This window comes from Rhizobium sp. 01T444 (genome assembly GCF_056398305.1).
The window spans coordinates 83,799-109,601 of sequence record NZ_JBFTPD010000001.1; the positions used below are offsets into that span (position 1 = coordinate 83,799).

Annotated in this window: 27 protein-coding genes and 1 tRNA gene; 11 read left to right on the forward strand and 17 right to left on the reverse strand. The window is 60.0% G+C overall.

What is annotated here, in order from left to right:
* Positions 1-24: 24 nt before the first annotated feature.
* A complete protein-coding gene (locus AC1DTN_RS00370; RefSeq protein WP_477919518.1) occupies positions 25-621 on the forward strand; it encodes a TetR family transcriptional regulator in 597 nt (198 codons plus the stop codon).
* Between the two features lie 27 nt (positions 622-648).
* Positions 649-1,677 carry an NAD-dependent epimerase/dehydratase family protein gene (locus AC1DTN_RS00375; protein WP_477919520.1) on the forward strand — a complete coding sequence of 343 codons (1,029 nt, stop codon included), beginning with the start codon at positions 649-651 and terminating at the stop codon, positions 1,675-1,677.
* Here the strand turns inward: AC1DTN_RS00375 and AC1DTN_RS00380 are convergent.
* Positions 1,668-2,063, reverse strand: coding sequence for a MerR family transcriptional regulator (locus AC1DTN_RS00380; RefSeq protein ID WP_477919522.1), 396 nt, complete (start codon positions 2,061-2,063; stop codon positions 1,668-1,670). The genes AC1DTN_RS00375 and AC1DTN_RS00380 overlap by 10 nt on opposite strands.
* A gap of 70 nt (positions 2,064-2,133) precedes the next feature.
* Between AC1DTN_RS00380 and AC1DTN_RS00385 the strand changes: the two genes are divergently transcribed.
* The 3 genes from AC1DTN_RS00385 (at position 2,134) to AC1DTN_RS00395 (ending at position 4,721) form a co-directional block, all read left to right on the forward strand.
* A complete protein-coding gene (locus tag AC1DTN_RS00385) occupies positions 2,134-3,117 on the forward strand; it encodes an aldo/keto reductase (RefSeq protein WP_477919524.1) in 984 nt (327 codons plus the stop codon).
* Between the two features lie 149 nt (positions 3,118-3,266).
* Positions 3,267-3,827, forward strand: coding sequence for a hypothetical protein (locus tag AC1DTN_RS00390; protein ID WP_477919526.1), 561 nt, complete (start codon positions 3,267-3,269; stop codon positions 3,825-3,827).
* Between the two features lie 243 nt (positions 3,828-4,070).
* Positions 4,071-4,721, forward strand: a complete 651-nt coding sequence (locus AC1DTN_RS00395; RefSeq protein ID WP_477919528.1) for a hypothetical protein — start codon at positions 4,071-4,073, stop codon at positions 4,719-4,721.
* Between the two features lie 30 nt (positions 4,722-4,751).
* On the opposite strand, the gene AC1DTN_RS00400 is transcribed toward AC1DTN_RS00395, so the two are convergent.
* The 3 genes from AC1DTN_RS00400 to AC1DTN_RS00410 form a co-directional block, all read right to left on the reverse strand.
* A complete protein-coding gene (locus tag AC1DTN_RS00400; protein WP_477919530.1) occupies positions 4,752-5,546 on the reverse strand; it encodes an anti-sigma factor family protein in 795 nt (264 codons plus the stop codon).
* Positions 5,543-6,148 (reverse strand): RNA polymerase sigma factor, encoded by a 606-nt coding sequence (locus tag AC1DTN_RS00405; RefSeq protein WP_113324855.1) that lies wholly within the window; start codon positions 6,146-6,148, stop codon positions 5,543-5,545. Before AC1DTN_RS00405 ends, AC1DTN_RS00400 begins: the two co-directional genes overlap by 4 nt.
* A gap of 111 nt (positions 6,149-6,259) precedes the next feature.
* The gene (locus AC1DTN_RS00410; protein WP_113324856.1) at positions 6,260-6,796 is read right to left on the reverse strand and encodes a tetratricopeptide repeat protein; all 537 of its coding nucleotides are present in this window, start codon (positions 6,794-6,796) and stop codon (positions 6,260-6,262) included.
* A 172-nt stretch (positions 6,797-6,968) separates the two neighbouring features.
* Between AC1DTN_RS00410 and AC1DTN_RS00415 the strand changes: the two genes are divergently transcribed.
* The 3 genes from AC1DTN_RS00415 (at position 6,969) to AC1DTN_RS00425 (ending at position 9,845) form a co-directional block, all read left to right on the forward strand.
* Entirely contained in the window at positions 6,969-8,021 is a 1,053-nt protein-coding gene (locus tag AC1DTN_RS00415; protein WP_477919531.1) for a type III polyketide synthase, read from the forward strand.
* Positions 8,018-8,521: an isoprenylcysteine carboxyl methyltransferase family protein gene (locus AC1DTN_RS00420; RefSeq protein WP_477919533.1), complete on the forward strand. Its 504-nt coding sequence runs from the start codon at positions 8,018-8,020 to the stop codon at positions 8,519-8,521. The genes AC1DTN_RS00415 and AC1DTN_RS00420 overlap by 4 nt, the downstream gene beginning before the upstream one ends.
* Positions 8,522-8,597: 76 nt before the next feature.
* Positions 8,598-9,845: an NAD(P)/FAD-dependent oxidoreductase gene (locus tag AC1DTN_RS00425; RefSeq protein WP_477919534.1), complete on the forward strand. Its 1,248-nt coding sequence runs from the start codon at positions 8,598-8,600 to the stop codon at positions 9,843-9,845.
* Between the two features lie 251 nt (positions 9,846-10,096).
* Here the strand turns inward: AC1DTN_RS00425 and AC1DTN_RS00430 are convergent, their stop codons facing one another.
* From AC1DTN_RS00430 to AC1DTN_RS00465, 8 genes are all read right to left on the reverse strand, one after another.
* The gene (locus tag AC1DTN_RS00430) at positions 10,097-10,642 is read right to left on the reverse strand and encodes a gluconokinase (RefSeq protein WP_477919535.1); all 546 of its coding nucleotides are present in this window, start codon (positions 10,640-10,642) and stop codon (positions 10,097-10,099) included.
* A gap of 45 nt (positions 10,643-10,687) precedes the next feature.
* Entirely contained in the window at positions 10,688-11,527 is an 840-nt protein-coding gene (locus AC1DTN_RS00435) for a dipeptide ABC transporter ATP-binding protein (protein ID WP_439014132.1), read from the reverse strand.
* Positions 11,527-12,378, reverse strand: coding sequence for an ABC transporter ATP-binding protein (locus AC1DTN_RS00440; RefSeq protein ID WP_113324862.1), 852 nt, complete (start codon positions 12,376-12,378; stop codon positions 11,527-11,529). Before AC1DTN_RS00440 ends, AC1DTN_RS00435 begins: the two co-directional genes overlap by 1 nt.
* A gap of 1 nt (position 12,379) precedes the next feature.
* Positions 12,380-13,270 (reverse strand): ABC transporter permease subunit, encoded by an 891-nt coding sequence (locus tag AC1DTN_RS00445; RefSeq protein WP_113324863.1) that lies wholly within the window; start codon positions 13,268-13,270, stop codon positions 12,380-12,382.
* A 9-nt stretch (positions 13,271-13,279) separates the two neighbouring features.
* Positions 13,280-14,284 (reverse strand): ABC transporter permease subunit, encoded by a 1,005-nt coding sequence (locus AC1DTN_RS00450; protein ID WP_113324864.1) that lies wholly within the window; start codon positions 14,282-14,284, stop codon positions 13,280-13,282.
* Positions 14,285-14,371: 87 nt separating this feature from the next.
* Entirely contained in the window at positions 14,372-15,967 is a 1,596-nt protein-coding gene (locus tag AC1DTN_RS00455; RefSeq protein ID WP_113324865.1) for an ABC transporter substrate-binding protein, read from the reverse strand.
* A 347-nt stretch (positions 15,968-16,314) separates the two neighbouring features.
* Positions 16,315-16,794, reverse strand: a complete 480-nt coding sequence (rirA, locus tag AC1DTN_RS00460; RefSeq protein WP_113324866.1) for an iron-responsive transcriptional regulator RirA — start codon at positions 16,792-16,794, stop codon at positions 16,315-16,317.
* A gap of 165 nt (positions 16,795-16,959) precedes the next feature.
* Positions 16,960-18,456, reverse strand: a complete 1,497-nt coding sequence (locus AC1DTN_RS00465) for a CoA-acylating methylmalonate-semialdehyde dehydrogenase (RefSeq protein ID WP_477919537.1) — start codon at positions 18,454-18,456, stop codon at positions 16,960-16,962.
* A 173-nt stretch (positions 18,457-18,629) separates the two neighbouring features.
* Here AC1DTN_RS00465 and AC1DTN_RS00470 point away from each other — a divergent pair, with 173 nt between their 5' ends.
* The gene (locus AC1DTN_RS00470; RefSeq protein ID WP_113324868.1) at positions 18,630-18,944 is read left to right on the forward strand and encodes a putative quinol monooxygenase; all 315 of its coding nucleotides are present in this window, start codon (positions 18,630-18,632) and stop codon (positions 18,942-18,944) included.
* Entirely contained in the window at positions 18,941-19,822 is an 882-nt protein-coding gene (locus tag AC1DTN_RS00475; protein ID WP_477919538.1) for a LysR family transcriptional regulator, read from the forward strand. Before AC1DTN_RS00470 ends, AC1DTN_RS00475 begins: the two co-directional genes overlap by 4 nt.
* A 59-nt stretch (positions 19,823-19,881) precedes the next feature.
* Here AC1DTN_RS00475 and AC1DTN_RS00480 read toward each other — a convergent pair whose 3' ends face one another.
* The 5 genes from AC1DTN_RS00480 to AC1DTN_RS00500 form a co-directional block, all read right to left on the reverse strand.
* On the reverse strand, positions 19,882-20,040 hold the full coding sequence (locus tag AC1DTN_RS00480) for a hypothetical protein (RefSeq protein ID WP_192728093.1): 159 nt from the start codon (positions 20,038-20,040) through the stop codon (positions 19,882-19,884).
* Between the two features lie 30 nt (positions 20,041-20,070).
* Complete coding sequence (locus tag AC1DTN_RS00485; RefSeq protein ID WP_477919540.1) at positions 20,071-20,508, reverse strand: DUF4174 domain-containing protein; 438 nt, start codon at positions 20,506-20,508, stop codon at positions 20,071-20,073.
* A gap of 111 nt (positions 20,509-20,619) precedes the next feature.
* Positions 20,620-20,859: a helix-turn-helix domain-containing protein gene (locus AC1DTN_RS00490; protein WP_113324871.1), complete on the reverse strand. Its 240-nt coding sequence runs from the start codon at positions 20,857-20,859 to the stop codon at positions 20,620-20,622.
* 224 nt (positions 20,860-21,083) lie between these two features.
* Positions 21,084-21,160, reverse strand: a tRNA-His gene (locus AC1DTN_RS00495).
* 131 nt (positions 21,161-21,291) lie between these two features.
* The gene (locus tag AC1DTN_RS00500; RefSeq protein WP_113324872.1) at positions 21,292-21,741 is read right to left on the reverse strand and encodes a phasin; all 450 of its coding nucleotides are present in this window, start codon (positions 21,739-21,741) and stop codon (positions 21,292-21,294) included.
* A gap of 215 nt (positions 21,742-21,956) precedes the next feature.
* Between AC1DTN_RS00500 and AC1DTN_RS00505 the strand changes: the two genes are divergently transcribed.
* Entirely contained in the window at positions 21,957-25,691 is a 3,735-nt protein-coding gene (locus tag AC1DTN_RS00505) for an ATP-binding protein (RefSeq protein ID WP_477919542.1), read from the forward strand.
* Positions 25,692-25,803 lie beyond the last annotated feature (112 nt).

A 25,803-nucleotide genomic window follows, 5' to 3' on the forward strand; every position in this document is an offset into this window, starting at 1 on the left:
ATAACCATCTGGCTGGAAATAAAAATGGATGGTTTCATGGGCAGGAAGCGGGTTATTGATCAACAGGCTGTTCTCGATGCCGCCGAACGCGTCGTCGGGCGCGACGGCGCCGCAAATCTGACGATCGACGCCGTCGCGAAGGAAGCGGGCGTCAACAAGGCAAGCGTACTCTACGACCACAGGTCTAAGCAGGCGCTGATCGAAGCCGTCGTCGACCGTGCCTTCGAGCGCGACAACGCCCATCATGCCGGGATGGAGGAACGGATCGACGACCCCAAGAATCGAGCCATCCGCGGCCGAATCCTCGCGGCCGCCGGACCGCCACCGGAGGAATTCCGGGCAGTTGCCCTCAACCTCAGCGCCGCTCTGGCACTGGATGCGGGACTGCGAGGGAAGATGCAGGACAACCAGGCGCGGACGATCGCCCGCATTCACGAGACATCGCAATGGCCGCGCGGGGCGTTGCTGGCCTATCTGGCGCTCGAAGGGCTGAAATTCCTCGAGCATCTCGATTTCCACCATTTCACGCGCGAAGAGCGCGACAGGGTTCTTCGCGAAATCAACTGGCTCGTCACAACCGATCCAGGAGAGGTCGATCTCACCGTCAATCCGGCGAACTGACCCTCCCAAACACATCAGGTAAATGGCATGACCGACAGCAGTATTGCCGCACAAGCCGCGGCCACGGGCAAACTCGTCCCGTTCCAACGCATATTCCTGACAGGAGGAAGCGGCTATGTCGGCCGCAACCTGATCCGCCATTTCATTGCCCGCGGGGTCGCGGTCACAGCACTGGTGCGCAGCGACGTGTCGGCTGAATGCGTCCAGGCGCTGGGCGCAACCTTGTTCCGAGGCGACATCTTTGATGGTGGTCTCGCGGCCGGAATGGCCGGTTGCGATGCCCTGATCCATGCCGCTGCCGATACCGACCATGGCCCTGCCAAGGAGAGGCAGCGGCGCGTAAACGAGGATGGCACGCGCGCCGTTCTCGATGCCACCCGCGCCGCCGGCATCCGCAAAGTGATCCATCTCAGCACGGAATCCGTTCTCGCCACTGGCAAGCCGCTGGTCAACGTGAACGAAACCATGCCTCTACCCGTGAAGCCGGCGGGCGGGTATTCCCGCACAAAAGCGGCGGCGGAGCGCATTGCGCTTGCCGCCACCGGGTCTGACCTTGCCGTCGTGGTCCTGCGCCCGCGTTTCGTCTGGGGCCGCGACGATACGACAGCACTTCCCGCACTCACGGAAGCGGTTCGCTCCGGCAAGTTTGCCTGGATCAGCGGCGGCAGATATCTGACCTCGACCACCCACATCGCCAATCTTTGTGCAGCCGTCGAGTTGGCGCTCCTCCATGGACGCAGCGGCGAGGTCTACTTCATCTCGGATGGGGAGCCCATGCAATTCCGGACCATCGTATCGGCACTGCTGGAAACACAGGGACTGGCTGTCCCCGATAAGACTGTTCCGCGCACAGTCGTCCGGAGCGTGGCCGCGATCGGCGACCTGCTAGCCACGATCTCTGGCGGCAGAATCGTTCCGCCGCTGACGCTGCAGTCCTATGCGACCTCAGCCGTTGAGGTTTCGCTCGATATCAGCAAAGCCCGGCATGAACTTAGGTATTCTCCGGTGATCTCGCGGGAACAGGGATTGGAAGAGCTACGATCAGCTCAGCACTGATAGGCCTCGAGGCGGGGGGCGCCGTCCGGCTTGCCAGCCTTGATCCAGTCCACCTTGCCACGAAGAAATGACAAGGCCGCATCCAGGGCGACCTTTCGCTCCTCCAGCCTTTCGATCTGGGACTGCAGGACCTCGGTCGTCCGTTCCGGCGAATGCTCCCCCGCGCGATATTCCTCGTTGAGCGCCAGTATCTCGCCGAGAGAATATCCCAGTGTCTGCTGCAGGCGGATCATCCTGGCAGCCGTAACGTCTTCCGACCGGAACATCTGGTACGGGTTCGATCCGCCCTTGGAACTACGATCGGGCTTCAACAGCCCCTTGGCGATGTAGAAGCGGATCGTATCGACCGGAAGATTAGTGGCTCTGGCAAATTCCGAGATCAGCATGATTCAACCCTTGACCATGGACTATACTCAATACTTATAAGAGGTGCTTGTCGAAATGTGGAGATCCAATATGACAAGCGAAATCACAATCATCCCTCAGGTCCAGCTTGGCCAAGATGGCCCCTTGATCGGCGCCCAGGGGCTGGGTTGCATGGGCATGAGCGAATTCTACGGCGCGACGGACGAGATCGAGTCCCGTGCCACGCTCGAGTGCGCGCTGGAACTTGGTGTGACCATGTTCGATAGCGCCGACATGTATGGTGTCGGTGCGAACGAGGAATTCCTGGCACCCTTCATTGCCGCCAACCGCGACAAGGTCGTCATCGCGACCAAGTTCGGCTACACGCGCACGCCCGAGAACCCGAATGACTGGAGCATCGACAACCGCCCCGAGTTCATCCGGGCCGCCGTAGACCGCTCGCTTAAGCGGCTCGGTGTGGATGTCATCGATCTCTACTACATGCATCGCCGGATCGATGCCGTTCCGCTGGAGGATTCCATCGGCGCGATGGCCGATCTTGTTGAGACAGGAAAAGTGAAACGGCTCGGCCTGTCCGCGGTCAGTGCCGCCGAGCTGCGCGCCGCTCATGTCATTCATCCGATCGCGGCGCTGCAATCGGAATGGTCGATCTTCACTCGCGATATCGAAACGGATGTAGTGCCGACTGCCGCCGAACTTGGCGTTACTATCGTGCCCTATTCGCCTTTGGGCCGCGGAATGCTGACCGGACAGGCGTTCGCGGGCGCACTGGCGGGTGACGACGCCCGCCAGAACTTCCCGCGCTTTTCTGCTGAAAACCGTGAGGCCAACATGCGGCTAGTTGCCAAGATCGAGGAGATCGCGGCTGGCAAGGATACCACGCCCGCCCAGCTCGCACTGGCGTGGCTTTATGCCCAGTCCGGCACACTGAACGCAAAGACGGTTCCGATCCCCGGAACACGCAAGCGCAACCGGTTGGTAGAAAACGTTGCCGCGGCCTCGATCAGCCTCTCGACGGAGGAAATGGCTATGCTGGAGCCGCTTGCTGCAGCGGTGCAGGGTGTTGCTGTATGAGGCATTTCGATATGTGGCCAAGGGGTCGCGCACTCGACCCGAAGCGGAAATTGTTGCCGCTTAATCCTCCAGTTGACTGGAGCCCCGGTAGCAAAACCTCAACCTTCCCCCCGTAGAATCACCCCAACTCTTTGGAGGCAATTCGAGCCATGAAGACCTTTTCTGCGATATTGCTGGCGGCACTTCTCATTCCGGCGACGGCCCAGAGCGAGACGGCCCGGGGGAGCGAGACGGAATGGATGGGCGATGCGCGGCAGTGGTCGGTCGGGTTCGTCGGTGAGAAGCCGTCCTATTGCCGGCTGGTCTGGAACAATGAGCTCGGGAAGACGGTCGAATTCCGCCAGAGCCTCGACAGCGTCATGTGGCTCGTTTCGAAGGATGGCTGGGATATTCCCGAGGGCACCACGACCAAGGTGACACTTGTCGGGTATTCCGGCACCAAGGCTGTTCCGGCCGAGGCCTTCGACAGCAAGACGCTTCGCATCCTGCCGGCCTCTGAGAAGACAGGCGTCGCGCAGATCAAGAAGATGCTCAAGAATTCCTTTATCGGCACGCCGGATATGGAACTGGATTTTGCAGGAAATGAAGAGCCTTGGGTGGTGCCGCTGTCGCGGCTGCAGCAGATGTATACGACCTACGTCAATTGCTTGAACCGGCTCGTCCCCGCCAATCAGGCCAGCCAGGTTTCGGACAAGACTCAGCCGTTCTAGCGCGTGTTGCGATCCTTCCGATTCGCTCGCAGCGCTTAACCTCCTCATTTTACGCATGTCGTGATCGCAAAACCGCTGAACACTTTTGCGCGACATGCTTTCGGCTCCCGCTTTCTGCGTCGCCACGCCGCAGCGCTGCGCCACAAATTTGGCCTGCGCCACAATGATCATCTTAGCCGTGCCCGCCGCACTTCATTCGCGCGGGCAATTGGATTGGTGTTCTTCCCATTTCAGGAGGCCATTGTGCAAAGGCTTCGTATCGCATTTCTCATGAGCGCCGTGGCAATCGCCGCCGTCGAGCTTGTCGGCCCGGCGGAGGCTCAGACCGTCGCCCACAAATCAACTGATACCCATGTGCTCGTCGTGCGACTGCCGGATGGTTCGCTCGAGCGCATTCGTTACGCCGGCGACCAACCGCCGCAAATCCGGTTCGACAGTCAGCCGGATTCCGGCCTTTTCGATCCGTTCTGGCCTTCCGCTCCCTTTGCCGATCTGGACCTGATATCCGCGGCGATGGACCGCGAGGCTGCTGCGATGATGCAACAGGCCGACAGCATGATGCAGGCATCTCCGGGAAATCCAACTGATGTCGGCCTCAACAGGCTGCCGTCCGGCATGCAGGGCTATTCGATGGTTTCGACCATGTCCGGCAACAGCGTCTGCACCCGCCGCGTCCGTTATTTCAGCAGCGCTGACGGCAAGCCGCACTTCGCGAGCAGCACATCAGGGAATTGCTCACCCGGCAAGGCGGCGGGCGCGCCGTTGCCCAGCAAGGCGCCACGGCCGGCCCTGAAGTCGAAAACCTCTGGTGTCATCGAGGTCAACGCCCGGCCGCCGGCAACAGATGGCGGCGTATCACAGGCAAATCTTCGGCTTGCGAGCGCGGTGAACTGATGGATTACGGCCCAGTATCGTTAGTTACAGTCAGACGGAAATCTTGCTCCGTACCGCATCGGCGATCTCAGTCATGCGGTCGACCGGGGCGTGGCCGATGAGCATGAAGGCGTGGGTGGCGTTCGCCCAGTAGACCACATTCATGCCCTTGCGGCCTTCGATATCGGGGGCCTTGGGGCCGCCACCGGAGGCGACGATGCAGAGCGCCATGGGGCCGGTTTCGGGATCCAGATAGGCGATCTGGGCGAGCGGCTTGCCATCATATTGCAGGATCTGGGCGCGCTTGAAATCGATATCCGGCAGGGCGACTTGCTCTGGCGAGAGCTGGAGGCGGAGGTCGCCGTCCAGACTGGCGAGCTGCGCTGCCTGCACATCTCTGGGCGGGACCGGACCGGCGAGCGTCTCCGGCGTATAGAGCGAGATATATTCGGCAACGACGGCGCGCCATTCGCTGTTTTCGTCCTTGCCCGAGAGCCCCGTGCCGAGACCGATCACGGCGCGGTCGACGGCAATGCCGGCAACCACCGAAGCAGCAAGTGCACCGAGAAAGCCTCGACGGCTCATGAAGGCAGCCGGTCTTGCAGGCCGGGCGGCGGGAATGGCCGACAGCATGGCTTCGAGCTTTGCCCGCGGAGCGGCATCGAGCAACGGCGCAAAGGCTTGCTGATAAGGCAGGCTTGCACGCGCCAGGAATTCCAGCCGTTCGGCGACAGCCTCGTCGACCTCGACCATAGCCTCGATGCGGGCAGCCTCTTCGGGCCCAAGTTCACCATCGATGAAGGCGGTCAATTCATCGTTGGAGGGCATTATGTGCTTCGTGCTCATTCAACTCCCCCTGCCGATACGGTTTCGGAGAGCTTAGCGCGGGCGGCTGCCAGCCGGCTCATCACGGTGCCGATCGGAACATCAAGTATGGCGGCGACCTCGCGATAGGAAAGCCCTTCCACATAGGCGAGGAAAACCGCCGATCGCTGCGCGTCGGGCAGCGCATTCACCTGTTTCAAAACCTGGTTCGCCATGACATGCGTTTCTGTGTCATGGGCGCCATCGAAACTCAGCGTCTCGTCGGCATCGACGAAGCCCTGCCCCTGGCGGACGCGGCGGGCACGGATCTCATTCAGCCAGATCGAATGCAGGATCGAAAACAGCCAGCGGTCGAGCCGAGTGCCTGCGACAAACTGATCGGCCCGTTCCAGCGCGCGAACGCAGGTCGCCTGCACGAGATCATCGGCCACATCACGCTGATGCGAAAGAACGAGGCCATAGCGCCACAGACGGGCGAGATGTTCCGTCAGGCCGCTCCTGATATCCGCTTCGCTCGCGATGGCCGCCTCCGCGCGTATTGGCTGTTTCGGAATCGCCGGCCGGGCCGGCGATTCCGTTCTGGCGCGACTATAGGCAGGAAATGTGGTGTGCGCGACCGACATCCGGAAATACCCTTCAATCAACCTTATCTCTCTTCTGCCTCACGCAAGTGTACAGCTTTGTTTCACGCAATTCCGGACGCAAAACCGCTGCACACTTTTGCTGGAATTGCTTTAGATCTTCGACGGATCGAGGATGGCGGCGTTGAGATCCTGATATTCCTCGCAGCCGGTGCCGCAGATCGCCTTGATGGTGGTCAGCTGCTCCTTGGCGAGATTGAGCTCACCCTTGATGACATAGGCTTCGCCGAGATATTCGCGGACCTTGGCATATTGTGGATCGAGCTTCACCGACTGCAGATAGTAGGAGATACCCTCATCCGTGCGGCCGAGCTTGCGCGTGGCGTAACCGCGATAGTTCAGCCATTCGGCATTGTTCTGATCCTTGACGGTGTCGAGCATGGCGAGCGCTTCTTCATAGCGGCCGGCCTTGGCGAGCGAGTAGGCGTAATCGGTACGGTTTTCGTCCGTCACGTTGGCGCTCTGCTGTTTGACGCACTTCTTTGCCTTCTTGTCATAGATCTCGCCCTTCTTGCAGACCGGCATGGTGCTGCTATCGTCGCCGATGGCGAAGACGGGACCGGAAAGGACAGATGCGGCAATGCAGCTGCCGAGCACGAGAGAAGCGATGCGAACAGTCTTGGTCGTCATGGGATAACTCCTCGAAAAATGACGTTGCGAGGAGTGAACACCGCTGTTGGCAGGTTTATTCGGCCGGCTTTCGCGTTTTTCGATCACTGCTTCGTGAATAGTAGCGTACTGAATAAACCTTCGCGCCCACGTGTTTTCCGCTCGTTCCGCCGGGAACGACAAGGAGCATACCGTGACTCAATCCGTCAGACTTTTAAGCCTCGCCACTGCAGTGCCTGACCATATCATCACCCAGAGCCAAGCCGCCGAGGCCTCCGCGCGCCTCTTTGCGGATCGCTTCAAGGAATTCCGCCACCTCGCGCGCGTGTTCGATAATGCCGGTATCGGAAAGCGGCATGCCGCCCGTCCCCTCTCCTGGTTTGAAGAGACGCATGGCTGGCAAGACAGGATGGAGGCCTATGAGGAGGTCGCCGGTTCGCTGTTCGTCGCGACGGCAACGCGCGCGCTCGATCAGGCCAGGCTGACGGCCGATCAGGTCGATTGCGTGGTAACGGTTTCCTCCACCGGCATCACCACGCCGAGCCTCGATGCGCGGCTCGCCGGCCAACTTGGCTTTCGCGCGGATATCGAGCGTGTACCCGTCTTCGGGCTTGGCTGCGCTGCCGGCGTTTCCGGCTTTGGCATCGCTTCGCGGCTGGCGCGCAGCCGCCCGGGTGCCGTGGTGCTCTTCGTCGCCATAGAGCTCTGCACGCTGGCCTTCCGTCTGGATGAGCTGACGAAACCGAACATCATCGCCACCGCCCTCTTCGGTGACGGGGCTGCAGCCTGCGTGCTGCGATCAGGCGAAGGCGGTATGGCGGAAGTGGAATCGGCGGGCGATCACCTGTTTCCCGATACGCTCGACATCATGGGCTGGAAGATCGACGATACCGGGCTCGGCATCCTGCTGGCGCAATCGCTGCCGCCCTTTGCGGAAAAGGAGCTCGGCCCGGCGATCGATGGCATCCTGGCGCGCAGCGGGCTCAAGCGCGATGATATCGACCGTTTCATCTGTCATCCCGGCGGTACGAAGGTGCTGGCGGCAATCGAGAGCACGCTTTCCATGGTGCCGGATACGCTCGACATCGAGCGGTCGGTGCTTGCAGATTACGGCAATATGTCCTCGCCGACAGTGCTCTTCGTTCTGGAGCGCGCTATCAGCAGAGGTCTGCCGGACCGGGCCGCGATGATCGCCATGGGGCCGGGCTTTACGGCAAGCTGCGTGACCTTGCGGAGGGTTGCATGATGTGGCCTTCCATCGCATTGCTGACCTTCGTGACCGCCCAGCGGCTTTCGGAACTGGTTATCGCGCGCCGCAATACGACGGCGCTCTTCGCAAGGGGGGCGCGCGAGATCGCGCCCGATCATTACCCCTACATGGTGGCGCTCCATACGGGCTGGCTCGCCGGGCTATGGATGCTGGCGACGGGACAGCCGGTCCAACTCTTCTGGTTTGGTCTTTTCATGCTGCTGCAGGTGCTGCGGCTGTGGGTGCTGACCACCCTTGGGGAGCGCTGGACGACGCGTATCATCATCCTGCCCGGTGCGCCGCTCGTCGAAGGCGGCCCTTACCGCTTCTTCAAACATCCGAACTACATGATCGTCATCGGCGAGATCGCCGCCCTGCCGCTTGCCTTCGGCATGCCACTTTATGCGCTCGTCTTTTCGCTCCTCAATGCCGCCGTCCTGACGATCCGCATCAGGGCCGAAAATGCCGCACTCAAAAGCGCAATGATTTTGAAATGAAATGCGATTTTTCGTTTGCGCCGCAGCATTGAGATGGGCATTTTAGGCTCTAAAACACAGCGGAATGCAGGGGAAAATGACGAAAAACGCAATCGTGCTCGGCGCCGGCATCGTCGGGGTTTCGACGGCCATTCATCTTCAACGCCGCGGCTGGCAGGTGACACTCATCGACCGCAAGGAGCCGGGTAACGAAACCTCCTTCGGCAATGCCGGCCTAATCCAGCGCGAAGGCGTCATGCCCTACGGTTTTCCCCAGCAGCTCGGCCTGCTGCTGCGCTACGCGCTGAACAACCGCATCGATGCGCACTATCACCTGAAGGCGCTGCCGAGCCAGCTCGCCTTCCTCGCCCGCTACTGGTGGAACTCCAATCCGAAGCGGCACGAGATGATCACCAAGGCCTATGCGCCGCTGATCGAGAATTCGATCACCGAGCACAAGGACCTGATCGAGGCATCACATGCCGAAGCGCTGATCCGCAGGGATGGCTGGATGAAGATCTTCCGCACCGAGGCCAAGCGTGACGAAGCCTTTGTGGAAGCTGCCCTCTGGAAGGATCAGTTCGGTGTCAGCTACGAGAGCCTGAATTCGGCCAATATCGCTCGATTGGAGCCTAATATTACCGGGGATTTCGTCGGTGGCCTGCGCTGGGTCGACCCCTGGTCGGTTCTCGATCCGCATGCATTGACGCGTGCCTATCGCAGCTATTTCGAAAGCCTCGGCGGCCGGTTCGTGACCGGCGATGCGGCATCGCTCGGGCCGGCCGGATCGGGCTGGAAGATCATGACATCGGAGGGGTCGCTGGAGGCCGACGATGTCGTGCTGGCACTCGGCCCCTGGGCAGCGGTCGCGACGCGCCGCCTCGGCTATTCCTTCCCGCTCGGCGTCAAGCGCGGCTACCACATGCATTATGGCGTGCAGGGCAATGCTGTGCTCAACAACTGGACGCTCGATTCCGAGCGCGGCTATTTCCTGGCGCCGATGAACAAGGGCGTGCGCCTGACAACGGGGGCGGAATTCGCAACGCTCGATGCGCCGAAGACGCCGGTGCAGCTCGACCGGGCCGAAGCGGTGGCGCGCACGATATTCCCGCTGGGTGAGAGATTGGATCCGGAACCGTGGATGGGCGCGCGACCCTGCACGCCCGACATGATGCCGATCATAGGAAAGGCGCCGCGCCATCAGGGCCTGTGGTTTGCCTTCGGCCATGCCCATCACGGGCTGACGCTCGGGCCGGTGACGGGACGTGTGCTGGCGGAACTGATGAGCGGCGAGACGCCGTTCATCGATATTTCGGCTTATTCGCCCGCTCGTTTCAACCCTTAGAGCCTTTCCTGGCTAGATTGCAGCATTCTGCCGGAGCAGGTTTTCGTAAGGGCAACGGCGATTGGCGAAGGGCATACCTCCAGGTACGTCCGAGCCGATCGCCTTTGATCCTGGCGGAAAGATGCCGGCCCCTTCGGGTTGGCTGAAACGGGCCGGCTGATCGACCGGCCGGCTTGGCCGTAGATCTGGGCTACGACGCGCGCCGGCCGGTCGACCATCCGACTCCGTTTGAGCCAACAAAATGCTGCAATCTAGCCAGGAAAGGCTCTAACACCGAGAGCGGCGAGAGCTTTCAGGGCTTCTGCCGCGATATCGTCGATTGTGTCCTCGATATCGACGGTGACGACACCGGGCTCGCCGGTCGGCACTTCCAGCGTCTGCAGCTGGCTTTCCAGGAGCGAGGTCGGCATGAAATGGCCCTTGCGGTGACCCATGCGCTCGGTCAGCAGTTCTTTCGAACCTTCGAGATAGACGAAATAGAGGTTGCCGCCAGCAGCGGCTCGCAGGCGGTCGCGGTAGCTGCGCTTCAGCGCCGAGCAGGAGACGATGATGCCCTTGCCCTTGGTAAGCGACGCCTTCATCTCTTTGCCGATCCGGTCGAGCCAGGGCATCCGGTCCTTGTCGGAGAGCGGAATGCCCTTCGACATTTTCTCGACATTAGCAGCGGGATGCAGCGCATCGCCTTCGACAAACGGCAGGCCAAGGCCTGCCGCTATCTTTTCGCCGATCGAAGATTTACCGGAACCGCTGACGCCCATGACGATGATTGCATGGAGAGTTCCGTTATTCTCGGTCATCGCTCATCTCGGTCATCGTTGCAGTGTGAGATATCTGCGGCCTTACTAGGCCGCAGAGACGGCAGCGGCCTTGCGTGCAAGACGTGCCTTGATCGTATCGACATCCGCCCGCGGGGTCGCCGCAAACAGGGTCTTGGTATAGTTGTGCTGCGGATCGCTGAAAACCTGCTCCCGCGTGCCGTATTCGACTGCCTCCCCGAAATACATCACCATAACCTCGTCTGCCATATAGCGAACAACCGAGAGGTCGTGGCTGATGAAGACATAGGTCAGGTTCAACTCGTCCTGCAGGTCGGCGAGAAGGTTGAGCACCTGCGCCTGCACCGACAGATCGAGTGCGGAGACCGGTTCATCGAGAACCAGGAGCCGCGGGTTCAGCATCAGCGCGCGGGCAATGGCGATACGCTGGCGCTGGCCGCCCGAGAACATGTGCGGATAGCGGTTGAAGTGGACGTCCTGCAGTCCGACCTTCTTCAGCATCGCCATCGCCAGGTCGCGCCGCTCGGAAGCCGGCGTATTGGTGTTAATGATCAGCGGCTCCATCAGGATGTCGCCGATCTTCTTGCGCGGGTTCAGCGATCCGTAAGGATTCTGGAAGACGATCTGGACCTTCCGGCGGATTTCCGGCGTCAGATCGCCCTGGAAGATATCGACCTTCTTGCCGTCGATGAAGAGTTCGCCCGACGTGGCCGGGTCGATCATCGTCACGATGCGGGCGAGCGTCGACTTGCCGCAGCCGCTTTCGCCGACGATCGCCAGCGTCTTGCCTTGCTCCACGCTGAAGCTCACGCCCTTGACAGCATGGACCGTTCGCGCCTTCTTGAACATGCCGCCCGGTAGGTAATAGTCGCGGACGATGTTCTTTCCTTCGAGAACTGGCGTCATCAGGCCGCTCCCTCCACAGTCTTGTTCGGATTGAAAAGTTCGCCGATGGTCGGCAGCCGGTCGCCGGTCGCATTATCAGGAAGGGCGGCGAGCAGTGCGCGCGTGTAATCGCTCTTCGGCGCTTCGAAGAGCGAGAGCACGTCGGCCTCTTCCATCTTGCGGCCCTTGTACTGGACGATCACCCGGTCTGCCGTCTCGGCAACCACGCCCATATTGTGGGTGATCATGATCAGACCCATACGATGCTCCGTCTGCAGGCGCATCAGAAGATCGAGGATCTGCTTCTGGATGGTCACGTCGAGTGCCGTGGTCGGCTCATCGGCGATCAGGAGCTTCGGATTGCAGGCAATCGCGATGGCAATCATGACGCGCTGGCACTGGCCGCCCGACATCTGATGCGGGAAATGGCCAAGCCGCTCGGCGGGATCTGGAATGCCGACCGCCTGGAAAAGCTCGATTGCGCGCTTGCGCCGCGCCGCCTTGTCGAGACCGAGGTGAATTCTCAGCACCTCTTCGATCTGGAAGCCCACGGTGAAGCAGGGATTGAGGCTCGCGATCGGCTCCTGGAAGATCATCGACATATCCTTGCCGATGATTTCGCGCCGCTTGGCGCCGGACATGCCGAGCAGGTTCTGGCCGTCAAAAACCATCTTGTCGGCCGTCACCTTTGCCGTCCAAGGCAGAAGGCCCATGGCAGCGAGCATCGATACCGACTTGCCGGAGCCGGATTCGCCGACGATCGCCAGAATCTCACCCGCGTCGACCTTCAGCGAAACGCCGTCGACGGCGCGGAAAGGACCGGTCGACGTCTGGAATTCGACGACGAGATTTTCAATTTCGAGAAGCGCCATCTCAGGACCTCTTCATCTTGGGGTCGAGCGCATCACGCAGGCCGTCGCCCATCAGGTTGATGGCGAGAACGGTGATGAGAATCGCAAGACCCGGAAAAGTAACAACCCACCAGGCGCGCGATATGAACTCGCGGGATTCGGCAAGCATCGTGCCCCATTCAGGTGTCGGCGGCTGAGCGCCCATTCCGAGGAAGCCGAGGGCGGCTGCATCAAGGATCGCGGCGGAGAAGGCAAGCGTTGCCTGGACGATCAGCGGTCCGAGGCAATTCGGCAGGATCGTCTTGAACATCAGCCGGAAGGTGCCGGCACCGGCGACGCGGGAGGCCACCACATATTCCTTTTCACGCTCGCCCATCACGGCGGCGCGTGTCAGGCGCACGAAATGCGGCTGGTTGACGATCGAGATCGCGATCATGGCATTGAGCAGGCCGGGACCCAGCACCGCGACGAGCACGAGGGCCAGAAGCAGTGACGGGAAAGCCAGGATGATATCCATGAGGCGCATGATGACGATATCGACGCGGCCGCGGAAATAACCGGCAACGAGGCCGATCAAGACGCCCGCAAGCACCGACAGCGTGACGACCACGACACCGATGAACAGCGAGAACCGTGCGCCGAAAATCAGGCGTGAAAGGATATCGCGACCGACGGCATCGGTTCCGAGCGGATAGGAGAAGCTGCCGCCATCCATCCAGAAGGGGACAGACAGGAGAAGCTGGCGGTTCTGCTCGGTCGGCGCATGCGGCGAGACGAGCGGTGCGAAGATCGCCATCAGAAGGATGACGAGGAAAACGAAGAGACCGATGACGGCGCCCTTGTTTCGCGAGAAATAGTACCAGAATTCCGTAAGGGCGGAGGGCTGGTCGGATTTTGCAGTAACCGTGCTCATGGACCGCTCCTAGTGCCTGATACGCGGATTGATGAAGCCGTAGGTCAGGTCGACGATCAGGTTCACCAGCATGATGATGCCGGCGATCAAGAGAAGACCGCCCTGGACGACTGCATAGTCGCGCTTGAAGACAGCATCGACCATCCACTTGCCGATGCCCGGCCAGGAGAAGATCGTTTCGGTAAGAATGGCGCCTGCGAGCAGTACGCCGACCTGCAGGCCGATCGTGGTGATGACCGGGATCATAGCGTTTCTGAGCGCATGAATACCGACGACACGCAGCGGCGCCAGACCCTTGGAGCGGGCCGTGCGCACGTAATCCTCGCCCAGCACTTCGAGCATCGCCGAGCGGGTCTGGCGGGCGATAACCGCAAGCGGAATGGTGGCAAGCACCACGGTCGGCAGAATGAGATAGCTGACGGCCGAGGCGAAGGCGCCCTTCTGGCCGGAGAGCAAACTGTCGATCAGCATGAAGCCGGTGACAGGTTTGAAGAAATACATCAGCGAGATGCGGCCAGAGACAGGCGTCCAGCCGAGATAGCCGGAGAAGAAGATGATGAGCAGCAGGCCCCACCAGAAGATCGGCATCGAATAGCCGATAAGGGCAACGCCCATCACGCTCTGATCGAACCATGTTCCGCGCTTGACGGCCGCGAAGACGCCGGCCGGCACGCCGAGAAGGATTGCCACCAGGATGGCGCAGAGCGAAAGCTCAAGCGTTGCCGGGAAGAGCGTAAAGAATTCGCCGAGAACCGCACGTTTGGTAACGATCGAGGTACCGAGATCGCCGTGCAGCACTTTTCCGAGATAATCGAAGTATTGCACGTACATGGGCCGGTCGAAACCGAGATCGTGCATGATCTGGGCGTGACGTTCGGGTGCCATGGTTCGTTCGCCCGACAACAGCATGACGGGATCGCCAGGAAGCAGGCGGATGAACGAGAAGGCAATGAGCGAAACGCCGAGGAAGGTCGGTATCAGGACTGCGAGGCGCCCGATGAGAAATCGCAACATAGCAGGTTGTCCAATAGTTTCCGGCGGTCAGGTGGAGACCTGACCGCCGGTCGAGCCCGGTTTCAGCCGGGCAGTTTATCATTTTTCTTATTCGGCGATATCAACGCCGTCGAAGCGGTGGATGCCGAGCGGATCCATATGGAAGCCCGATACCTTCTTGCTGACCGGGACGAAGACCAGCGAGTGGTCGAGCGGAGCCCAGGGAGCTTCCTTCTTGAAGATTTCCTGTGCTTCTTCGTAGAACTTCGTGCGGGCAGCAACGTCAGCCGTTTCCTTGGCCTTCGTCATCAGAGCGTCATAGTCCTTGTTGCACCACTGAGCGCGGTTGTTACCGCCCACAGCGTCGCAGCCGAGCAGCGTGTCCATGAAGTTATCCGGGTCGCCGTTGTCGCCGGTCCAGCCGATGATGACAGCGCCATCGCGCTTCACGTCGGAGGAGAGCTTCAGGTATTCGGCCCATTCATGGGTGACGATCTCGACCTTGACGCCGACCTTGGCAAAGTCTGCCTGCATCAGTTCGGCGGCGCGGCGAGCGTTCAACATGTACGGACGCGAAACCGGCATTGCCCAGATCTTCATCGACAGATCCTTGACGCCAGCGGCTGCGAGAGCCTTCTTGGCGCCTTCCGGATCGTACTTGTCGTCCTGGATCTTGTCGTTATAGGACCACATTGTCGGCGGGATCGGGTTCTTGGCAACCTGGGCAGCGCCCTGGAAGACGGCGTCGATGATTGCCTGCTTGTTGATCGCCATGTTCAGCGCGCGGCGGACTTCCGGCTTGTCGAACGGAGCCTGCTGGGTGTTGTAGGCGAGGAAGCCGACGTTCAGGCCAGCCTGTTCCATAACCGTGAGGTTCGGATCCTTCTTGAGCTCGGCAACGTCAGCAGCATTCGGATACGGGACGAGGTGGCACTCGCCGGCCTTCAGCTTCTGGGCGCGGACAGCGGCGTCCGGGGTGATCGCGAAGACGAGATCGTCGATCTTTTCCTTGCCCTTGAAGTAGGTTTCGTTGGCCTTGTAGCGGATGACGGCATCCGTCTGATAGGCAACGAAGGTGTACGGACCGGTGCCGAGCGGCTGCTGGTTCAGCTGGGCCATCTTGCCGTCAGCGGCGAGCTTGTCGGCATATTCCTTGGAAACGACGGATGCGAAGTCCATCGCGAGGTCGGCCAGGAACGGAGCTTCCGGATGGTTCAGCGTGAACTTGACGGTCAGATCGTCAACCTTCTCGACCGACTTGATGAGGTCAGGGAAGCCCATGCCGGCGGCATATTCGTAAGAACCGCCTTCGACATACTTGTTCCACGGATTGTCCGACTTGATCTGGCGCTCGAACGAGAAAACCACGTCGTCGGCGGTGAGATCACGCGAGGGGGTGAAGAAATCGGTGGTCTGGAACTTCACGCCGGGATGCAGCTTGAAGGTATATTCCTTGCCATCGGGGGAAACCGTCCAGCTGTCGGCAACACCCGGCTCGATCTCCGTACCGCCATGCTTGAATTCAACGAGGCGGCTGTAGACCGTACGTGAAGACGCGTCGAAGGTCGTGCCTGACGTGTAGAGGCTCGGATCGAAGCCTTCCGGCGATCCTTCGGCGCAATAGACAAGCGTCTTGGAATACGCGGCGGTGGCCATGACCGAAGCCAGGGCTGTCGCTGCGAGCAGGACAGAGAACTTTTTCATGATATCGTTTCCCAGGTTTGTTCTTTTTTGATCTTTAGAGATCGGGCGCTCATTACCCCGATCAGCGGGCCGATGGAACGATATTTATTTGCTGAACGCAACGGCATCCGCAGAAAATTTTTCCAGAAAAGCAATTTTAGAAATTTTCGGTCAAAAATAGGCCAAAATTTGCAAGATTGAGACACGTTCAACCGCATTTTTGTCGCTTTTGGTACAATTTGGCGTCGCGGAAGGCGTTGAGAACGGTTTCAACGGGCTCTGATATATCAACAATCCGTGAGTGCAAATGAAAAACCACGGCTATCGAAAACAGCCGTGGTTCATGACGATATCAGAATATTCAAGTATCAAGCGGCCGGTGCCGGAACGACGGGCTTGCGATAGTGCTGTTCGCCGGTGAGGCCCAGCAGAAAGTTGATCTGCGGCCGCGCCTTTACCAGGTCATCGATCGAATATTCGGTCAGCACGTCGAAGAAGGCGTTCAGCGCCTTACGCAGCGCCGAATTCAGGCCGCAACTATCGACCAGCGGGCACTCGACCACACCATCTTCAAAGCATTCCGCCATGGCGAAGCTGTCTTCGGTGACCCTTACCACATCAAAAAGGCTGATATCAGTCGCCGGCTTGCCAAGGCGCACACCGCCGTTGCGGCCGCGCACCGTCTCCACAAGGCCCGCCTTGTTGAGAGGCTGCAGAATCTTGAAAAGGAAGAGCTCGGAAACACCGTATGCTCTGGCAATCTCCGGAATCCGGCTCAAATGTCCTTCATTGGCTGCACAATACATCAACATGCGAACCGCATAGTTGGTCTGCTTCGTCAACCGCATGCCGATCTCCTAAATCATTCGTGAACCGTATATAGTGGCTTTCACAGTTTTGAACAATTCCAAAATATGAAATTCACATTCACGTTTCCCGCGACTGCTCGCCGCAGCGTTTGAAACGAAAACGGGCCCTTCCCGGGCCCGTTTCCAAATGCGATGGCTTTCGCGTCACTTCATCGTCGGCATGACGAATTCGGCGCCGCCCTTGATGCCGGATGGCCAGCGGGCGGTAACGGTCTTGGTCCGGGTCCAGAACTTGATCGAATCCGTGCCATGCTGGTTGAGGTCGCCGAAGCTTGAAGCCTTCCAGCCGCCGAAGGAGTGGTAGGCGAGCGGCACTGGGATCGGAACATTGATGCCGATCATGCCGATGTTGATGCGGGAGGCGAAGTCGCGGGCAGCGTCGCCGTCGCGGGTGTAGATCGCGACGCCGTTGCCGTATTCATGCTTCATCGGCAGGGAGAGCGCTTCTTCATAGTTGTGGGCGCGAACGACGGACAGAACCGGCCCGAAGATCTCGGTCTTGTAGATTTCCATCTCGGGCGTGACGTTGTCGAACAGGCAGCCGCCGACGAAATAGCCGTCCTCATAACCTTGCAGCTTGAAATCGCGGCCATCGACGACAAGCTTTGCGCCCTCTTCGATACCCTTGTTGATCAGACCCTGGATGCGGTTATAGGCATCCTTGGTGACAACAGGGCCCATGTCTGCCTTATCGTCGGTGTAAGGACCGATGCGCAGGGATTCGATCTTCGGGATCAGCTTCTCGACGAGGCGGTTCGCTGTTTCCTCGCCGACCGGCACGGCAACCGAGACGGCCATGCAGCGCTCGCCAGCCGAACCGTAGCCCGCACCCATCAGCGCGTTGACGGCCTGGTCCATATCGGCATCCGGCATGATGATCATGTGGTTCTTGGCGCCGCCGAAGCACTGGGCGCGCTTGCCGTTCATCGCAGCCGTCCCGTAGACGTAGCGGGCAATCGGCGTGGAGCCGACGAAGGAGACGGCGCCGATATCGGGATCGGTGAGGATCGCATCGACGGCCGTCTTGTCGCCGTTGACGACGTTCAGGATGCCGGCCGGCAGACCGGCCTCGATCATCAGTTCGGCAAGGCGGATCGGAAGGGACGGATCGCGCTCGGAGGGCTTCAGGATGAAGGCGTTGCCGCAGGCGATTGCCGGGGCAAACATCCACATCGGGATCATGCCCGGAAAGTTGAAAGGCGTGATGCCGGCGCCGATGCCGACGGGCTGGCGGATCGAATACATGTCGATCGCCGGGCCGGCGCCTTCCGTGAATTCACCCTTGGCAAGATGCGGGATGCCGCAGACGAATTCGCAGACTTCGAGGCCGCGGATGACATCACCCTTGGAATCCTCGACCGTCTTCCCGTGCTCGCTGGAAAGCAGCGTCGCAAGCTCATCCATGTGCTGGTTCAGGAGATCGACGAACTTGAAGAAGACGCGCGCGCGGCGCTGCGGGTTGGTGGCCGCCCATTTCGGCTGCGCGGCCTTGGCGTTTTCGACGGCGGCGCGCAGTTCCTCGACGCTTGCAAGCGCAACCTTTGCCTGCACTTCGCCGGTCGCCGGGTTGAAGACGTCGCTGGTGCGGCCGCTGGTGCCGGCGACCGTCTTGCCGCCGATGAAATGACCAATCTCACGCATGGGTGTTCCTCCTGATCTTTTGGATAGCGCAACAATCGCACTTCAATTTGCACAAATCAATGCGCTATAATAAGCAACCGTTGTGCGTATATTATAGTTCGACCGCAGTGGCCGGTGTTCCTGATTCAAAACTTGGCACGGCACGCGGACAAGTCAAAGGGAAGGCCTAAGCGATGAGCAGGAAACCTGTCGTCAGAATGGCGGAACTGGAGATCGATCCAGCCACGCTCGAAGCTTATCGCGCGCTGCTGACCGAGGAAATCGAAGCATCCGTCGCGCTGGAAGACGGTGTCCTTTCCCTGAATGCCGTTTCCATCAGGGACCATCCGAACAAGGTCCGTATCCTTGAGGTCTACGCCAACAGGGAAGCATACGACGCTCATCTGCAGACGCCGCATTTCCTTAAGTACAAAACCGAGACATCAGGCATGGTGACAGCGCTGACGCTCATCGACGTCGATCCGATTGCGATGCGTTCAAAGCTATGAACTGGGATGACGTTCGCATTTTCCTGGCCGTCGCCCGCACAGGGCAGATCCTCGCTGCGTCAAAGAGGCTGGGGCTCAATCACGCCACACTTTCGCGCCGGCTGACCTCACTCGAAGAGGCGCTGAAGACGCGGCTTTTCATACGCCGGACGAATGGCTGCGAGCTGACCGCCGAAGGCGCCGTCTTCCTTGTCTCGGCTGAGCGAATGGAAACGGAGATGCTTGCAGCACAGGCCAATCTCGGCCACACCGATACGGCCATTGCCGGAACGGTGCGCGTCGGCGCGCCCGATGGGTTCGGTGTTTCCTTTCTTGCGCCGCGCATGGGCCGGCTGATCGAACGCCATCCGGAACTGAAGATCCAGCTCGTGCCGGTGCCGCGTTCCTTCTCGCTATCGCAGCGCGAGGCGGATATCGCCATCACGCTGGAGCGTCCGGAACAGGGACGGCTCGTCTCGTCCAAGCTGACCGACTATACGCTCGGTCTCTACGCGTCGCGGGATTATCTGGCGCAGCATGGAAAGCCCGAAGATGTCGATGCCTTGAAGGCTCATCCGCGCATCGGCTATGTCGAAGACCTGATCTTCACTGCCTACCTGAATTTCTCTGGCGAGGTGATGCGCAGCTGGGATGCGGGGTTTGAGATCTCGACGGCGATCGGCCAGACCGAGGCCGTGCGTTCCGGCGCCGGCATCGGCATCCTGCACGACTATATCGCCCGGCAATACCAGGAACTGGTGCGCATCCTGCCGGAGGTTTCCATCCGCCGCGCCTACTGGACGACCTACCACGAAAGTGCGCGCGATCTGGTGCGCGTGCGCAGCGTCATCGATTTTCTGCAGGAACTCGTCGATGAGGAAAGGCAGATCTTCTTGTAATACATATGTTTTACGCAATTCCGGACACAAAACCGCTGCACACTTTTGCTGGAATTGCTCTAGAGATGCTTTGCCGGTTCCTCGTTCTCATCAGGGTTGGGAAGCGGCGTTTCATCCGGCAGGCGATCCGGTTCCGGTTCCTTGACCGGCGGCTCCGGCTTCCAGCCCGGTGAAGGCATTGGCGGCTGGTCGGGAATAGGTTCGTTCGGAACGGACATGGCCGGCTCCTTTACGATTGCGATATTGGATTATTTGTCGTGCCTGACGGTTTCGGCAGCGCGCACCGGCATGCTGTCGATGATGGCGAAAAGTTCGTCCGATGTGATCGGCTCACTGGCCTTCAGCTTCACGGTGCCATCCTTGCCAAGCAGGAAGGCGGCAAATTCGCCTGTGTCAGGCATGTCCAGTTCCTGGCGGAGCGCCTCGCCGTCCAGCCCGTCGCCGCTTCCGAAGAGCGGCTTTATGCTTGATCCGACAAGCTTGAGAATGACCATATCCCGCTCCTCAAGAGCGACGCGATCGGCAAGCAACTGGTTTTCCTGGCGGGCTGCGCGGGAATTGTCCTGGTCGGCAATCACAATGAAGACGCGGTTCTTCCACTGGAACTGTTCGAGACTGGCGACAGCCGCGTAAGCCGCATTCGTCTCATCGATCTTCGTTGCGCCGTAAAGAAGGGTCTTGGACATACAAATACTCCCATCGACCGTTGAACGGCGCGGGAGCGCAAGAGTTCCAATCATGTTCCTTAAAAGGGGACGACGGCCGATCAGAAAATGCTGATCGGCCTTGTCGCCTCATCAGATATGCAAAAAGGCAGAAACTGGAACCTGCAGTGCTGCAGCAATACGCCTCAGCTTTGCCGGATCGGCGCTTTCACCATTTTCGATTTCGAGGATTTCCCCATTGGCCAGACCGCAGGTGACTGCGAGGTCTTCAATGCTGTAGCCAACCGCACTGCGTGCGTCCTTAACCGCAGCTGCCACGTCAATCGGGGAAACAGCGGTCGATTCCTCTATATTCTGAACAGAAATGGACATCAAATTCTCCTTAATGCCTCGGTGGACTGTCCCTACCCCCAGGCGGCAAGCCGCCAGCATTTCGCAACGCAACGAAGACATTGGGCAATTGCTGCATCGCACCGCACATAAATAGGTAAACTAATGTTAACGGCAATAGCAAAATGCGAGCAGGCATCATTTTGACATCAAAAAGCGCTGATGCCGTGCATTGCCGAACAGGAAGACCAACTTATGGGAGAGAATGGTACGGTTGGGGGGTCTCGAACCTCCGACCTCAGGTGCCACAAACCTGCGCTCTAACCAACTGAGCTACAACCGCACAATGTCACGCACGGCGCGACGGGGGTCACATACGAGGACTTGAACTTTTATTCAAGCCCCGATTTGCGCTCAATATACAAAAAGGCTGAACATGCGGTCCAGCCTTTATTATCTATCGAGCCTGGTAGATCAGGCAACCTTGAAGGATGCCATGGCCTTTTCAGCGGCTTCCTTGGAAGGCTTTGCAACCTTTTCGGCAACCTGCTTGGTGGTTTCCTGCAGCGACTTCGCCTGCTCGACGGTCAGTTCAGCCTGCTTGCGGAAGAAAGAGGTCTGCAGCTCGAAGAATTCGGCGACGGACTTGACGCCGAGAAGCGCTTCCATGTGCGAGAGCGAGCTTTCAGCATTGACGCGGAGCGCGTCGATCGCCTTAAGGCCGATTTCAACGCTGCCAGCCTGTGCGGTCTGGACCGTTGCTTCCAGCGTCTTGCCGGCTTCTTCGCCTGCGGACTTCAGCTTGGCATAGGCTTCCTTGGACTGCTGAGCACCCTTTTCGGCGAAGTCACGGAAAGACTCGGCCAGCTTGCTCGGGTCGAAAGAGGCAATTGAAAAAACGTCGTCGGTCTTTATGGTAGCCATCGGATCGTGTTCCTCTAAGATGGGCAGATCTTGTGCCCGCGATAAATCGGATAATTCTTATATAGGGCATTTTATTGTGCATTGCAACATCATTGTGCGCCGCACAATGCGTTAACCTTGCCGCCCGAAAGCTCCCGGCTCTTCTGGACCGGCCGCAGACCTGCAGTTATTAATAAGCAGTTAATTTGAAGAGGCCGAAAGCGACAGGTTCGATCATGCCCGCAGTCCAGTATCCGTTCATCGACATTGCCGTTCATGCGCGGGTTCGTGAACGATTTTCGCGTGGCGAGGCCATGGTTCTGTTCTCGGGCGACCTTTCCCACTTGCTGTGGGCAAACGGTGCTGGCGCCGAGCTTTTTGGCCATGCTGCGGTCTATGATCTGCTCGATCAGGGCGTCAGCCGCGCCGACATCACCTTCCGCCAGCTCGAGGCGACTGCCCGCCAGCTTGGTGAAGTCGGTGACCAGAAGACTTTTATCATCCGCATCGCCAAGGGCTTCCAGCGCGTTCAGGCTCCGGCTTCGTCGGAGCTCATCCGTCTCGCTTCTGGTGAGAAGGCCATCCTGTTTTCCGTTCCGGTCTCCACACGTCCGCTGACGGCTGGCGCAAGTGCTGCGCAGATGCTGCAGGGCCTCGATGACCCGGATACGCATATGGCAGTGATCGGGGCCGAGGGCGAAGTCATTGCCGCATCGCCAGGTTTCGCCTTGCTCGGCATCACGCAGCAGGCGGCAAGGACGCTCATCACGCTTGCCGGCGCCCATCCAGACCGGCTGGTGAAGCGCCCGGTTGCGACCGGCCGCGGCCACTTGCCGGCTGCCGTCGGCAAACTCAACGACGAGCCCGCACTCCACCTTCTCTTCGCCGTCGAAACGTCGATCGGTCATCTCGATCCCATCGAGCCCTCCGCCAAGGTGGAAGAGCCTGCGCCGCAGGAAATTGCACCTGCAGAAGCCGCAGCGGATGAAATTGCTGATGTTGCCGCGCCTGTGGCTGGCTTTACAGAAGCCGAAGCGATAGACGCCGTTTCCGGCATCGAAGAAGTTGAGGAGACCCTGGAGGAAATCACCGGCGAGGCCGAGGAGCCGGTTGAAGTCAGCGAACCGACCGAGGCCGAAGCCCGTTTCGAGCCGTCGGCAGATGAGAGCATTTCCGAGCCCGAAGCAGCCGTCGTCGAAGACTCCGGCGAGCAGCAGGTGGATCAGCCGAGCGAAACTTTTGCCTCAACGGAAGAGACCGTTGAGACAAGCGCAGAGGCTCCGGTTGTGGAGCAGGTTGAGCCGGCCACTTCCGTCGCCGAAAACTTCGCGGCGACACCGGTGGTCCCGGAGGAGCCTGAAAGCGCACCGAAGAGCAGCTTCGTCTTCAAGCCGAACAGCCGTGCCACCCGATTCGTTTGGAAGATCGATGCGGAAGGCCGCTTCAGCGAAGTTTCGCATGAATTCGCCGAGGCTGTCGGCCCGCATGCGAGCAACATCATCGGCAGCGCTTTCTCCGATGTTGCCGCCCTCTTCAACCTCGATCCGGAATCAAGGCTCTCCGAGGCCTTAGCGCGGCGCGATACCTGGTCCGGCAAGACGATCTACTGGCCGATCGAGGGCACAAGCCTGGTCGTGCCTGTCGATCTCGCAGCGCTCCCGACCTATACGCGCAACCGCGACTTCGATGGTTTCCGCGGCTTCGGCGTGGTGCGCCTGTCGGATGCGCAGGAAGATCCTCTGGCACTCGGACTGACGCTCGGGCCTGACGGCATCGGCCATGATGCCTCCTATCTTGGCCCGGTCAATGAAACCGCGCCGGAAGAGACGGCACCGGCAGAAGCTGAACTGCCGCAAGAGCAATCTGAAGAAATTGCCGAAGCTGCGCCGCAGGCCGAAGATGCAGTGAATCCAGAGCCCGATGTCGAAGAAGACACCGGACCGGAAGTGGAAACAGCGACAGAGGTAACCACTTCGGAAGAGACGGCAGCAGCGGAACCTGTCGCCGAGGAGCAATCCGTCGCTGAGCCTGATGTTGCCGAGCAGCGGGAAGAGCCGCCGGCGCTACGCCTTTCCGAAACGCCGAGCCGCCGCTTCACAGACAAGATCGTGCAGTTGCACAGTGCCAGCAGCGGTCTGACGGCTGCCGAGCAGGCAAATTTCCGCGAGATCGCCAAGCGCCTCGAAGCCTTCGGCGCGCGCAACGAAGAGCCGGTCGCTGCCCCACAGCCGGAACCTGATGTCGAACAGGCATCGGTAGTCGAAGACGTTGTTGCCGAAACTTCTGTCGTCGAGCAGGCAGCACCGCAGGAAGCGATCTACGAAGCCGCAGCAGAACCGCTGCCGGAAGAGGCTTCCCCGCAAGCCGAAGAAACATCCGCAGCCGAAGCGGAAGACGACGTGACCGAAGGTCTGCAGGAGACGGTCAGCCAGATCGAGGTTCTGACCAGCTTCATTCCGCCGCGCGTGAAGATGACGGACGGGCTCTCGGCGGCGACCGTCGATCTGCTGCCCGTTGCCGTGCTGATCCATGCTGGCGACCAGCTGATCCACGGCAATCCGGAATTCCTGCGGCTGACGGGCTACGGTTCCGTCGAAGCCCTCTCCGAAGTGGGCGGCATCGATGCATTGCTGCAGCGCCATGACCTCGAAAACGGTTCGGGCACGATGATGCTCGTCAAAGCCGACGACAGGCTGGTGCCGGTCACCGCCCGTCTGCAATCGGTTCGCTGGGAAGATTCCAACGCCCTGATGCTGGCGCTGATGCCGGTCGAAAACCGAGAAGAAGGCAGGGGCGAGGTTATCAGGCTCGACCAACGCTCCGACCGGATGGTGGAAAAGGTCGCCAAGCTGCAGGTCGAGGTGGAAGAGCTGCGCTCGATCCTGGAGACGGCAACCGACGGCGTCGTCGTTATCGGCACGGAAGGCGATATCCGCTCGATGAACCGCTCGGCAAGCGCCCTCTTCAACTACGACGAACAGGAAACACGCGGCAAACCCTTCGTCATGCTGTTTGCGCATGAGAGCCAGAGGGCAGTTCTCGACTATCTGCATGGGCTTTCCGGCCATGGTGTGGCAAGCGTGCTGAACGACGGACGCGAGGTGATCGGCCGCGAGGCCGCCGGCGGTTTCGTGCCGCTGTTCATGACCATGGGCCGCCTGACCTCATCCAACGGCTATTGCGCCGTCATCCGCGACATCACCCAGTGGAAGCGCACCGAAGACGAGTTGCGCAATGCTAAGGGTGCGGCCGAAACCGCCAACGCCCACAAGACGGATTTCCTGGCGCGCGTCAGCCATGAGATCCGCACTCCGCTCAACGCCATCATCGGCTTTTCCGACATGATGGCGAGCGAGCGCTTCGGGCCGATCGGCCATCCGCGCTATATCGAATATGCCAACGATATCGGCCGTTCCGGCCGGCACGTCCTCGACATCGTCAACGACCTGCTCGATATTTCCAAGATCGAAGCGGGCGAGATGGATCTCGATTTCGCTTCCGTCGGCCTCAACGAAGCGATCTCGGAAGCGGTGGCACTGGTGCAGCCGCAGGCAAACAGCCAGCGGGTCATCATCCGCACCGCCCTTTCGCAATCGGTGCCCGATGTCGTGGCCGACCTGCGCTCGATCAAGCAGATCGCGCTGAACATCCTGTCGAATGCTATCCGCTTTACGCCATCAGGCGGGCAGATCGTCGTTTCCACTTCCTATGAGGCGAACGGCAGCGTCGCGATGCGGGTGCGCGATACCGGCATCGGCATGACGCGCAGCGAGCTCGACCAGGCGATGAAACCATTCCGCCAGGTGTCGTCCACGCAGTCACGCCATCGCGGCGACGGCACCGGTCTCGGCCTGCCGCTGACCAAGGCAATGGTCGATGCCAACAGGGCGATTTTCTCGATCAATTCTGCGCCGAACGAAGGCACGCTGGTGGAAATCACCTTCCCGTCGCAACGCGTGCTGGCGGGCTAAGCACTTATTTTTGCGCAATTCCGGACGCAAAACCACTGGACACTTTTGCTGGAATTACTCGCCAAAGAAAAGGCAGCCAATGGCTGCCTTCGAGAGTTGGTGCTGGTAAAAC